The 12,161-nt window shown below is 71.6% G+C and carries 10 protein-coding genes and 1 tRNA gene; 2 read left to right on the top strand and 9 right to left on the bottom strand.

From position 1 onward, the window contains the following. Positions 1–15 precede the first annotated feature (15 nt). The 6 genes from WFI16_RS03580 to WFI16_RS03555 all read right to left on the bottom strand — a co-directional run bounded on the left by WFI16_RS03580 (position 16) and on the right by WFI16_RS03555 (position 6,041). Positions 16–405 carry a hypothetical protein gene (locus tag WFI16_RS03580; RefSeq protein ID WP_419896418.1) on the bottom strand — a complete coding sequence of 130 codons (390 nt, stop codon included), beginning with the start codon at positions 403–405 and terminating at the stop codon, positions 16–18. Positions 406–583: 178 nt separating this feature from the next. Next, the gene (locus WFI16_RS03575) at positions 584–1,138 is read right to left on the bottom strand and encodes a GNAT family N-acetyltransferase (protein WP_419896417.1); all 555 of its coding nucleotides are present in this window, start codon (positions 1,136–1,138) and stop codon (positions 584–586) included. A 4-nt stretch (positions 1,139–1,142) separates the two neighbouring features. Continuing rightward, the gene (gene ettA / locus WFI16_RS03570; protein WP_419896416.1) at positions 1,143–2,822 is read right to left on the bottom strand and encodes an energy-dependent translational throttle protein EttA; all 1,680 of its coding nucleotides are present in this window, start codon (positions 2,820–2,822) and stop codon (positions 1,143–1,145) included. Between the two features lie 131 nt (positions 2,823–2,953). Beyond that, positions 2,954–4,549, bottom strand: a complete 1,596-nt coding sequence (locus WFI16_RS03565; protein WP_419896415.1) for a GGDEF domain-containing protein — start codon at positions 4,547–4,549, stop codon at positions 2,954–2,956. Between the two features lie 133 nt (positions 4,550–4,682). After that, positions 4,683–4,755 (bottom strand) — tRNA-Ile (locus WFI16_RS03560). 86 nt (positions 4,756–4,841) lie between these two features. Next, positions 4,842–6,041, bottom strand: a complete 1,200-nt coding sequence (locus tag WFI16_RS03555) for an E22 family MetX-like putative esterase (RefSeq protein ID WP_419896414.1) — start codon at positions 6,039–6,041, stop codon at positions 4,842–4,844. 193 nt (positions 6,042–6,234) lie between these two features. Here WFI16_RS03555 and ppa point away from each other — a divergent pair, with 193 nt between their 5' ends. Further along, a complete protein-coding gene (ppa, locus tag WFI16_RS03550) occupies positions 6,235–6,756 on the top strand; it encodes an inorganic diphosphatase (RefSeq protein ID WP_419896413.1) in 522 nt (173 codons plus the stop codon). A gap of 57 nt (positions 6,757–6,813) precedes the next feature. Beyond that, the gene (locus tag WFI16_RS03545; RefSeq protein ID WP_419896412.1) at positions 6,814–7,710 is read left to right on the top strand and encodes a hypothetical protein; all 897 of its coding nucleotides are present in this window, start codon (positions 6,814–6,816) and stop codon (positions 7,708–7,710) included. Positions 7,711–7,714: 4 nt separating this feature from the next. Here the strand turns inward: WFI16_RS03545 and WFI16_RS03540 are convergent, their stop codons facing one another. From WFI16_RS03540 to rpoD, 3 genes are all read right to left on the bottom strand, one after another. Beyond that, a complete protein-coding gene (locus WFI16_RS03540) occupies positions 7,715–9,496 on the bottom strand; it encodes a cache domain-containing protein (protein ID WP_419896411.1) in 1,782 nt (593 codons plus the stop codon). 99 nt (positions 9,497–9,595) lie between these two features. Then, positions 9,596–10,168, bottom strand: coding sequence for a GNAT family N-acetyltransferase (locus WFI16_RS03535; protein WP_419896410.1), 573 nt, complete (start codon positions 10,166–10,168; stop codon positions 9,596–9,598). A 1-nt stretch (position 10,169) separates the two neighbouring features. After that, positions 10,170–12,089, bottom strand: a complete 1,920-nt coding sequence (gene rpoD, locus WFI16_RS03530; protein ID WP_419896409.1) for an RNA polymerase sigma factor RpoD — start codon at positions 12,087–12,089, stop codon at positions 10,170–10,172. Positions 12,090–12,161 lie beyond the last annotated feature (72 nt).

Raw genomic sequence — 12,161 nt, 5'->3', positions numbered from 1 at the left:
GGCGCCGGCGCGCCATCAGAACACCAACCGCAGCCGCGCCAGCCCCAGCAGCGGCCGCGGCTCGTCCGGCACCTTCTCCGCCCCGGCGGCGATCTGTCCGTCGAGCGACAGCCGGCCCGGCCCGAAATCGCCGAGCGCGAGATCGCCGCCCAGCACGTATTGCGGGCGGGCGTCGAAGATCGGGCTGCGCAGGCTGGCCAGCGGCAGGCTGCTGGCCAGCGCGAGCTTGCCGCCCTTCTCGCCGGCGAGATTGGCCACGACGTAGGAATCCTTGCGGGCGAAGGGCACGGCGCCGCCGAAGGCCGCGCGCAGCGAATAGCCCGGCGCGTCCTGTGCCTGGGCGGGCGCGGCGCCGAGCGCCAGCAGGCCGGCCACTACCAGACCGAAATATCGCGACAGAATCATCCGGGCCTCCTCGATAACCCTGGCCCGTTCGCCTTCCCTGCGCGGTCGATACCGCCAAGCCCGCCCTGGCTTCAACACAAATAAGGCAGACCTGCCTTATTCTTATCCCTTCGTCATTCCTTGTAACCCACTGGACACAAATGGAGACGCCGCGCTCAGGCTTGAGCGCGGCGTCTTATTACGGCGGAAATGGGGCAGCCTGGCCGGCGGGGTGCAGGCTTTCATAGACCAGCATGCGCACCCCACCGCGCGGGAAGTCCTCCACCGCCCGCAGGCCGAGATCCTCCAGCACCGCGCGCGAAGCGAGGTTGTCCTCGCGGGCGATGGCGACGATGCGCGGCAGGGCGGCGCTGCCATGGCCGAAGGCCAGGGCGGCCCGGGCGGCCTCGCGCGCATAGCCACGGCCGCGGGTATGCGGCCAGAGCGCGAAGCGGAGGGCGATGCCGCGGCCATCCGGCCGCTCTTCCAGGGCGACGATGCCGAGGAAGGCCTCATCCTCCGCCCGGTGCACCGCCCAGGTGCCATAGCCGTGCCGCGCCCAGGCGGCCATCTCCGCCTCCAGCTCGCGGGCGACGGCCTCCGGCGGACGGATGCCGTTCAGCATCAGCCCGAAGGCGGCCTCGTCGCCTTTCAGCGCAATGAGATCGGCCAGATGGGCCGGGCCGACGGGGCGCAGCGTCAGCCGCGACGTGCGCACCGTCTGCGGGGATTCCACCCGCGCAAGGCCGTCCATCCGCTTACCGGGTGAGCGGCCGGTACTTGATCCGGTGCGGCTGATCGGCCGCCGCGCCAAGGCGTCGACGTCGGTCCGCCTCATAGGCCTGATAGTTGCCCTCGAACCATTCGACGTGGCTGTCGCCCTCGAAGGAGAGGATGTGGGTCGCCAGCCGGTCGAGGAACCAGCGATCATGCGAGATGATCACGGCGCAGCCGGCGAACTCGACCAGCGCCTCTTCCAGCGCGCGGAGCGTGTCGACGTCGAGGTCGTTGGTCGGCTCGTCGAGCAGGATGACGTTGTGCGGGTCGCGCAGCATCTTGGCCAGGTGCACGCGGTTGCGCTCGCCGCCCGACAGCACGCCGACCGGCTTCTGCTGGTCGCCGCCCTTGAAGTTGAAGGCGGCGGCATAGGCGCGGCTCGGCACCGCGCGCTTGCCCATCATGATCATGTCCTGGCCGTCGGAGATTTCCTGCCAGACGGTGCGCTTGTCGTCGAGCGTGTCGCGGCTCTGGTCGACATAGCCCAGGCTGACGGTCTCGCCGACCTTCAGCGTGCCGGCATCCGGCGTCTCCTTGCCGGTGATCATCTTGAACAGCGTCGACTTGCCGGCGCCGTTCGGGCCGATGACGCCGACGATGCCACCGGGCGGCAGCTTGAAGGACAGGTTGTCGATCAGCAGCTCGTTGCCGAAGCCCTTGCGCAGCCCCTCCGCCTCGATGACGGTATTGCCCAGGCGCGGGGCCGGCGGGATCTGGATCTCGGTCGGGTCGGGCGCGCGCTCCTGGCTCTTGGCCAGCAGTTCCTCATAGGCGGCGATGCGCGCCTTCGACTTGGACATGCGCGCGGCCGGGCTGCGGCCGATCCACTCCTGCTCCTCGGCCAGCTGCCGCTGGCGGGAGCTCTCCTCCTTCTCCTCCTGCTGCAGGCGCTTGCGCTTGGCGTTCAGGTAGGCGGAGTAGTTGCCCTCATAGGGGATGCCGCGGCCGCGATCGACCTCGAGGATCCAGTTGGTGACGTTGTCGAGGAAGTAGCGGTCATGGGTGACGATCAGCACGGCGCCCTGGAACTCGCGCAGCGTCTTCTCCAGCCAGGACACGCTCTCGGCGTCGAGGTGGTTGGTCGGCTCGTCGAGCAGCAGCAGGTCGGGCTTCTCGAGCAGCAGCTTGCACAGCGCGACGCGGCGGCGCTCGCCGCCCGACAGCGTCGTCACGCCGCTGTCGGCGGTCGGCGCGCGCAGCGCGTCGAGGGCGATGTCGATGGTGCGGTCGAGGTCCCAGCCCTCGGCGGCGTCGATCTTCTCCTGCAGCTCGGCCTGCTCGGCCAGCAGCGCGTTCATCTGCTCCTCGGTCATCTCCTCGCCGAAGGCCATGGAGATCTCGTTGAAGCGGTCGAGCTGCGCCTTCAGGTCGCCGAAGGCCTCCATGACGTTCTCGCCGACGGTCTTGGTCGGGTCGAGCTGCGGCTCCTGGCTCAGATAGCCGATCTTGACGCCCTCGGCCGCCCAGGCCTCGCCGCCGAACTCCTTGTCCTGCCCCGCCATGATCCGCATCAGGGTCGACTTGCCGGCGCCGTTCGGGCCGAGCACGCCGATCTTGGCGGTGGGCAGGAAGGAGAGGGTGATGCCTTTGAAGATCTCGCGCCCGCCCGGGTAGGACTTGGTGAGATCCTTCATCACGTAGACGTACTGGTGAGCGGCCATGGCAGCGGGATCCCCGGGCAGAAGGTATGGGCGTCGGAATCGAGTTTGGGGGCCGTTCTACCCAGCGCCGGGCCGCGCGCCAAGCGTCAGGGTTGCGCGGCTCCCCTGCGCCGGGCGTCCGCGACGGCGGATCAGCCCAGCCGCACCTGGTCGCGGCCGGCCGCCTTGGCGGCGTAGAGGGCGAGGTCGGCGCGCTTCAGCAGCGCCTCCAGCGAGGTCTCGCCCGGCCGCGCCTCGACCACGCCGAAGCTCGCGGTGAGCTGCCCGCTGCCCGGGATCGGCTCCGACAGGCTGGCCGCCGGCAGGGCGATGCCGGCCAGGGCGCCGCGCAGCCGCTCGGCCACGGCCACGGCCGCGGCCAGCCCGGCGCCCGGCAGGGCGACGGCGAATTCCTCGCCGCCCAGCCGGCCGAACAGCGCCCCCTCGCCCAGCCGCCGGGCGCTGCGCTCGGCCGCCAGGCGCAGCACGGCATCGCCGGCGGCATGGCCGGCGCCGTCATTGACCGCCTTGAAGTGGTCGAGGTCGAAGGCGACCAGGGCGAAGGCGCCCTGCCCCGCCTGCTCCCGCCGCAAGGCGGAGGCCGCCTGGTCGAGGAAGCTGCGGCGGTTGGCGATGCCGGTCAGCCCGTCGGTCTCGGCCTGGCGGCGCAGCGCGGCGGTGCGCTCGGCGACCCGCGCCTCCAGCCCCTGATTGGCCGCGGCCAGCGCCGCCTCGGCCTCGCGGCGCTCGCTGACCAGGGCCTGCAGGGTCAGCACGTTCATGGCGCAGAGCACGATCAGCATGCCGACCGAGAGCATCGGGTTGCCGCCGCCGCCATTCTGGAACGGGCCGAAGCCGGCGACGGTGCCGGCCGAGGCGATGACGCAGAGCAGGGTCAGCAGGGTATAGGCGGCGCGCAGCGAGATGCGCAGCGCGATCCAGGACAGCGGCACGGCCAGCAGGAAGACCAGCTGCGCCGCCGGCAGGCCGGGCGGCAGCTTCAGCGCGAAGAGGCCGGCGCCGAGCAGCGCGGTGCCGAGCCAGACGGCGCCATCCAGCAGCGGCAGCCGGCCGGGGCCGCCATCCGGGGTGCGCTCCACCTGCAGCCAGAGCAGCAGCGAGGGGGCGAAATAGAAGGTGCCGCCGGCATCGCAGAGCAGCCAGCGGCTCCACTGCGCCGGCAGTTCCGCCGGGGCCGCGCCCTGCAGCCACCAGAGGCCGAGGCTGCCGATGGTCGCGGTCAGCATGGCATGCAGCAGCACGGCGCCGGCCAGGAAGGCGGTGACGCCGCGGAAGCGGGTGAACAGGCCGGTGGCCGGGCGGAAGGCGCGGGTCAGCCGGGCGCCGGCCAGCGGCCCCAGCGCATTGCCCAGCGAGATGACCGCCGCCAGCGCCGCGCCGCCCTCGAAGACCGCCGCATTGACCGCGAAGGAGCCCAGGAAGATGCCCGGCAGCAGGCGCCAGCCGCCCAGCATGGCGGCGGTCGCGGCCAGGCCGGCCGGCAGCCAGATCGGCGCCGGGAACAGGCCGAAGGCGGCGAAGAAGCGGCCGACCGCCCAGCCCAGTGCCAGATAGGCCAGCATGACCGCCAGGTTGGCGCCCAGCCAGAAGCCGAGCGACCGGCCGCGGGCCCAGGCGGGGCAGCCGGACTCGTCGCGGCGCGCGGCACGGCCTTCGACGCGGAAACCGTTCGGACGCAGGCTGCCGAAAAGAGGATCAGGGCGCGGCAGCGGCAGGCTGGCGGACACGGCGACTCCAGGACGGCACCCCCCGTTCAGGAAGGGTGCTGGGACACTGCCGCCATCTCTCGCAAATTTGAGGCCGGATGCAAAGGGGTTCGCAGCCCGCCGGCCGCGAGGCCCGCCGCCTCCAGGAAAGACATGCGCCCGGCAGGACTTGAACCCGCAACCAAGCCGTTATGAGCGGCCCGCTCTAACCATTGAGCTACAGGCGCATCCGAAGGGGGAGGCCGCGATCCCGGCCTCCAGCCCCAGTTAAAGCATCGGGCCCGGCTTTGAAATGTGCCGCGGCGAAAAACTCTCAGGCGAGAAAGCCGCGGATGGCCTCCGACGCCTGGGCAATGCCGGTGACGCCCTCCAGATGGCCCTGCTCGCCGGTCAGGCGCTGCTCGGCGACGGGGCGGCCGGCGCGGCGCAGCGCTGCCAGCAGCTCGGCGGCGTAGTCGGCGGTGAAGAGCCGGTCGCCCTGGCTGGGCAGCAGCAGCCAGCGGGCCTGGCTGCGCGCCAGCGCCGCGTCGAGGCTGTCATATTCATTGAGGAAAAGCTGGTTGGCGCGCACCAGATAGAGGAAGGAATTGGCGTCCGACTGGCGGGCGCGGGCGGCGGCGGCCGTCTCCAGCGCGGCGTCGAGGGCGAAGCGGTCCTGCAGGCGCCGGGCCGGATCCTGGCCCTCGGCGGCCCGGCGGGTGAACTGCGCCGCCCAGCCGCGGTCGCGCGAATGCAGCGTGACCAGCTTCAGCGCCTCGGTCAGGCCGCGCAGCGGCGCCTCGCGCCCCTGGCCGTAATAGTCGCCGCCGCGCCAGGCCGGGTCCTGGCGGATCGGCGCCGCCCAGAGGTCGAGCCAGCCGCCCAGCCAGGCATCGATCTCGCCGGTGCCGATGACCGGCATGACGCGCTCGACCATCTGCGGATAGGCGGCCGCCCATTCGATCGCCTGCAGCGCCCCCATGCTGGGGCCGGCGACCAGGGCCAGCTTCTTCACGCCCAGGCTGTCCAGCAGCCGCTTCTGCACCTCGACGAAGTCGCGGATCGAGACGACGGGGAAGCCCATGCCCCAGGGCCGCCCGGTCGAGGGATTGGTCGAGGCCGGGCCGGTGGTCACCGTCCAGCGGTCGGGCGCATTCAGATTGGCCATGCTGTCGCTGGCCACCACGAAGAACCGGCCGGTGTCGATCGGCTTGCCCGGGCCGATGATCGAATCCCACCAGCCGGGCGGCGCATTGGCGGCCGCCTGGCCGAAGGCCTGGCCATTGCCGCTGAAGAAATGGGTGATCAGCACGGCATTGTCGCCGGCGGCGTTCAGCGTGCCGGCGGTCTGGTAGCCGGTGCGCACCGCCGGCAGGCTGGCGCCGCCGCGGGTCTGGTAGGCCTGGAAGGCGAATTCCCGGCGCTCGACCAGGCCGAGGGCGGAAGCGCCCTGCGCCCGCAGCGGCGTGATGCCCGCGGACAGCAGCAGCGGGGCCGCGAGGCCCGTGGCCAGCAGCGAACGGCGCGTGGTCATGCAGCTTTCCCCCCTCGGCGGCGCCTCGCCCCGGGTGGTGGTCCCCGGCGCCGGCGGGCCCATGGTGCGCGGGCCGGGGGGCGGCCGGCAAGGGGGAGCGACGCCGGGCCGGCCGCGCGGCGGGCGAATTGCCGCTGGGCCCGGGCTTTGCTAACAGCCTCAGCCACCTCGCCACGAAACGGACGCCGCCACCATGGACGTGACCAAGCTTTCCACCGGCAAGAACCCGCCGCACGACATCAATGTCGTGATCGAGATCCCGCAAGGCAGCCAGGTGAAGTACGAGGTCGACAAGGAGAGCGGCGCGATCTTCGTCGACCGCTTCCTGTTCACCCCGATGGCCTATCCGGCCGCCTATGGCTTCATCCCCGGCACGCTGGCCGATGATGGCGACCCGTCCGACGCGCTGGTGCTGGCCCCGGCCCCGGTGGTGCCCGGCGCCGTGATCCGCGCCCGCCCGATCGGCGTGCTGTTCATGGAAGACGAGAGCGGCCAGGACGAGAAGCTGGTCTGCGTGCCGCATGACAAGATCCACACCGCCTTCACCGACGTGAAGGAAGTGGACGAGCTGCCGAAGATCACGCGCGACGCCATCGAGCACTTCTTCACCCGCTACAAGGACCTGGAGCCGGGCAAGTGGGTAAAGGTGAAGGGCTGGGGCAACGCCACCCAGGCCGCCGAGATCCTGGCCCGCCAGATCGCCGCCGCCAAGTAATTCCCGTCCGTTGCCGGGGGACGCTGTCCCCCGGCGGCGTGTCGCCGGGGGACAGCCATGCTGAAGCTCAAGCCCGAGCAGGACATCGTCCTGTTCCAGTCGGCCGACCCGGTGAACTACTTCACCATGCTGCGCAGCACGGCGAAGCTGAACCGTGCCTTCTGCCTGCGGCACGATATCCGCTACACCTGCTTCCATGGCATCATGCGCGGCTTCCACGCCTGGCATGCCTGCTACAACCGCATCCTGCTGCTGAACGACATGCTGGATCTGGGATTCGAGGGCTGGTACCTGCACCTCGATTCCGACGCCTATGTCGTCGACCCGCGCTACGATATCCGCGCCTATCTGCAGAGCTGCGCGGAGACCTCCTTCGTCTTCACCCATGGCGCGACCGAGGCGCCCTGGGACGTCAATGACGGCGTCTTCTTCGCCAATTGCGCACATCCGCACACCCGGACGATCGCCCGCGCCTGGCTGGCCAAGCTGGAGACGGTGAAGCTCGAGAAGCTGCGCCAGGCGGAGAAATGGTACGACACGCCGGGCGACCAGCAGCTGCTGCACAGCGTGCTGAAGGCGGACCCGACGCTGACCGCCGCCTTCCGCCACGAGCACCCGCGCTTCATCAACGGTCCCGGCTCCTCCTTCATCCGGCAGATCCTGCGCTCCACCGAGCGCGACCCGGCGGCCCGTCTCGAGCGCATCGAGCTGGATGTGGAGCGCGCGCTGGGGCGCCAGAAACTCGACTCCGACGACCGGGTGCTGATGTATTGCGGGCTGATGCGCCATCTCGGCCTGCCCGTGCCGAAGGAGATCGAGACGGTGCGCGCCGCCACCGCCGATCGCGCCGCGCTGCTCGACTTCCTGGAAAGGACGGTCGCCGAGGCGCGCGCGGCCATGGCGGCGGCGCCCGCCGCCCCGCCTTCCGCCCCCGACAAGCCGGCCGCCGGCTGAGGCCTCAGGCCGCGCGGGCACCGCGCGGGGAAGCCGCGGCGGGGCCGCCGGCCTGCAGCCGCAGCAGCAACCCGCTCAGCGCCATCTGCAGCGCCTCGCCCTGGGCCGCCACGGCGGCGCCGGCCTGGCGCACTCCCTCCAGCGCCGCCGCATCGGCCGCCATGCAGCGGTCCACCGCCGCCATGCGCGCCACCGCCTTGTCGGTGCCCTCGCCCGCCTCGGCGACATGGCGCAGGATGGCGCCGGTCGCCTGGCCCTGCTCGGCCGCGGCGGCGGCGATCGCCTCGCCGATCGCATTGGCCTGCTCGATGGCGCCACCGACATTGCGGATGGCGCCGACCACCTGGGCGGTGGCGCGCTGCATGGCGCCGATCTGCGCGCCGATCTCCTCGGTGGCGCGGGCGGTCTGGCCGGCCAGCCCCTTCACCTCGTTGGCGACCACGGCGAAGCCGCGCCCCGCCTCACCGGCGCGCGCCGCCTCGATCGTCGCGTTCAGCGCCAGCAGATTGGTCTGGCCGGCGATGTCGCTGATCAGCTTCACCACGTCGCCGATGCGCCGGGCCATCTCCGCCAGGCTGCCGACGGTCTCGTCGGCGGCGCGCGCCTCGGCGGTGGCGCGGCCGGCCGCCTGGGCGCTTTCCGTCACCCGCGCGGCGATGGCCGAGACCGACTGCGCCAGCCGGTCGGCCGCCGCCGCCACCGCTTCGACATGCGTGCCGGTGCGGCCCGCCGCATCGCCCGCGCCGGCCAGCTCGCCAGCGACCTGGTCGCGGCTGCGCGCCATGCTGCCGGTCGCCGCGCTGAGGCTGGCCGCCGATTGCGCCAGGGCGGCGGCGACGCTGCCCAGCGCCGCCTCCACCTCCTGCGCCATGCCCTGCTGCGCGGCCTGGCGCAGCGCCTCCGCCTGGTGGCGGCCTGCCTCACGCTCGGCGCGCAGCCGCTCGCCGTCCAGCAGCGCGGCCCGGAAGACCTCGACGCTCTCGGCCATGCGGCCGATCTCGTCGCCCCGGCCGAGGCCGGGCACCGCCGTGTCATGCTCGCCGGCGGCCAGGCCGCGCATCCGCCGCTCCAGCGCCGCGAGCGGCCGGGTGATGCCGCGGCCGATCAGCAGCGCCAGCAGCAGCAGCGCCAGGCCGACGCCCAGCGCCAGGCCGCCCAGCGCATAGAGCTGCTCGCGCTGCGCCGCGCGCAGGTCGTCGACATAGATGCCGGTGCCGACCACCCAGCCCCAGGGCGCGAAGCCCTGCACGAAGCTGAGCTTCTCCACCGGCTGCTCGGCGCCGGGGCGCGGCCAGAGATAGGGCACCAGCCCCTGGCCGGAGCCGCGGACCACGTCGACGAAGGCCTGGAACAGCGGGAAGCCGGTCGGGTCGCGGGTGGCGCCGACCTCCTGCCCCTCCAGCGCCGGGCGGATCGGATGCAGCACCACCCGGGGCGTCATGTCGGTGATGAAGACATATTCCTCGCCGCGGTAGCGCAGCGCCCGCACCGCCCGCAGCGTGGCGGCCTGGGCCTCGGCGCGGCTCTGCCGGCCGGCCTGCTCCTCCGCCGCCTCGCGCGCGGCGATGGCCAGCACGCTGTCGACCACGGCGCGCAGCAGCGCCACCCGCCCCTCCTCCAGCACGGCCGACTGGCGACGCGCGGCGAGGCCCGCCAGGGCGCCGAGCGCCAGCAGGGCCAGCAGGGCGATGGCCGCCAGCCGCCAGGGCAGCGGCAGGCCGCGGCGGGAGGCGGTGCGGGGCGCGGCCGCGACGGGGCGGCCGGAAGCGGAAAGGTCTGCGGGCAAGGAGGCGCCTCCGGACAGCCGCCGATCGGCGGCGGCGGTCCGCAAGGATGGCCCGGGCGCGGTTAGCGGAGGCTTAGGAGCCCCGGCCCGCCGGCCTGGTCAGGCCAGCAGCCGCGGCGGCACGTTCAGCCCCAGGCGGACCGGCACCGGCCAGACCTCGCGCACGGTGCGCAGCTTGGTGAAGCCGGCGGCCAGGTAGTTCGGCAGGGCGCGCGGATGATCGGCGGTGCAAGTGTTCACCGTCACCAGGCTGGCGCCGTCCCAGGCCAGGTCGACGGCGGCGCGCAGGAAGGCGGCCCCCGCCCCCTTGCCCACCATGTGCGGCATCAGGCCGAAATAGGCGATGTTGGTGGTCGCCGTGGCGGCGCGGCGCTCCAGCTCGAAGAAGCCGGCGGGCTCGCCATCGCTGTAGAGCACGTGGATGCTGACCGCCGGGTCGCCCAGGATGGCGGCGAGCTCGGCATCGCCGGCGGCGCGGCGCAGCCACCAGACATAGTCCTGCCCCACCGTGTTGTAGAGGTAGCGGTAGAAGGGCACGGTGCAGTGGCCAAGCCGCACCAGGCGCAGCCCGGCCGGCAGCGGCGGGGCTGGATCGCCGGGCGGCGCCGCCATCCGCAGGAAGGTGACATCCACCACCACCCGGATGGCGGGCTCGACCAGCGAGAGCGCCATGTCAGTTGTCCAGGAAGCTGCGCAGCTTGCGCGAGCGGCTGGGGTGCTTGAGCTTGCGCAGCGCCTTGGCCTCGATCTGGCGGATGCGCTCGCGCGTCACGTTGAACTGCTGGCCGACCTCTTCCAGCGTGTGGTCGGTGTTCATGCCGATGCCGAAGCGCATGCGCAGCACCCGCTCCTCGCGCGGCGTCAGGCTGGCCAGCACGCGGGTCGTCGCCTCGCGCAGGTTCGACTGGATGGCGGCATCCAGCGGGATGATCGCCGCCTTGTCCTCGATGAAGTCGCCGAGATGGCTGTCCTCCTCGTCGCCGATCGGCGTCTCGAGGGAGATCGGCTCCTTGGCGATCTTCAGGACCTTCCTGACCTTCTCCAGCGGCATGCCGAGCTTCTCGGCCAGTTCCTCCGGCTGCGGCTCGCGGCCGATCTCGTGCAGCATCTGGCGGCTGGTGCGGACCAGCTTGTTGATGGTCTCGATCATGTGGACCGGGATGCGGATGGTCCGCGCCTGGTCGGCGATCGAGCGGGTGATCGCCTGCCGGATCCACCACGTCGCATAGGTCGAGAACTTGTAGCCGCGGCGGTATTCGAACTTATCGACCGCCTTCATCAGGCCGATATTGCCCTCCTGGATCAGGTCCAGGAACTGCAGGCCCCGGTTGGTGTATTTCTTGGCGATGGAGATCACGAGGCGCAGGTTGGCCTCGATCATCTCCTTCTTCGCCTGGGTCATGTCGCGCTCGCCGCGGCTGACCGTGGAATAGACCCGCTTGAACTCGTCGACCGGCAGGCCGGTCAGCGCGGCGGTGTTGGCCAGCTGGGTGCGGATCTGCTCGACATCGTCGCGCGAGCGCTCGATGAAGTTCTTCCAGGACTTGGCGGTGAGCCCGGAGATCCGGTCGAACCAGGCCGGGTCGATCTCCGCCCCGCGCCAGTGCTGCAGGAAGTCCTCGCGCTTGACGCGGCTGGCCTCGGCGAGCCGCAGCACCTGGCCCTCGAAGCCGGTGATGCGCCGGTTCAGGCCCTTCAGCTGGTCGACCAGCTCCTCGATGCGGTTGTTGTGCAGCTGCACCTTCTCGACCAGCGCGACCAGCTCGAGGCGGTGCTTCTCATAGGTCTTCTCGGTGCGGACGGCGAATTCCTCGCCCGCCGCATAGGCCTCCATGCGCTTGGCCTGCAGCTTCTGCAGCTTGCCATAGAGATCCTCGATCGCCTCGAAGGCGACCAGCGCCTCGGGCTTGAGCTTCTCCTCGAGGGCGGACAGCGACAGGCCGACGCCCTCGCCCTCCTCGCCCTCCTCGAATTCCTCGGCCTCGCTCGGCGGCGGCACGTCGGGGCTGTCGGCCGCGGCCGTCGCCTCCAGGTCGATGACGTCGCGCAGCAGCATGCGGCCTTCCTTGACCGCGTCATGCCAGGTGAGGATGGCCTGGAAGGTCAGCGGGCTCTCGCAGAGCCCGCCGATCATCATGTCGCGCCCGGCCTCGATGCGCTTGGCGATGGCGATCTCGCCCTCGCGCGAGAGCAGCTCGACGCTGCCCATCTCGCGCAGGTACATGCGGACGGGGTCATCGGTGCGGCCGAGGCTCTCCTCGTCCACATTGCCGGAACTCTCTTCCTCTTCCTCTTCCTCGGAGCCCTCGGCCTTGGCCGGGGTCGCCTTGCCCTCGGCCTCCTCGTTCTCCTCGGCCTCGACCACGTTGATGCCGAGGTCGTTGAGCATGGCCATGTTGTCCTCGATCGTCTCGGAGGACAGCTGCTCGGTGGGGAGCGCCTGGTTCAGTTCATCATAGGTGACGTAGCCGCGTTCCTTGCCGCGGGCGATCAGCTTCTTGAACGCCGCGGACTGGGTATCGAGCAGCGCCCCTTCCACCGCCTCATCGCGGTTCTCGACAGTGTCGGTGCCGTTCGCGACCTTGCTCGCCATGCCGATCCGCTCCGTCTGACGCCGCCCGGCAAGTGCTCGCCGGGACCGGTTTTTGCCGGTTATGCCATCCTG

It is taken from the genome of Roseomonas sp. USHLN139 (assembly GCF_037145735.1).
Classification (GTDB): Bacteria; Pseudomonadota; Alphaproteobacteria; order Acetobacterales; family Acetobacteraceae; genus Pseudoroseomonas.
The sequence above is the reverse complement of the archived record's forward strand: the minus strand, read 5'-3'. Positions and strand labels throughout refer to the sequence as shown.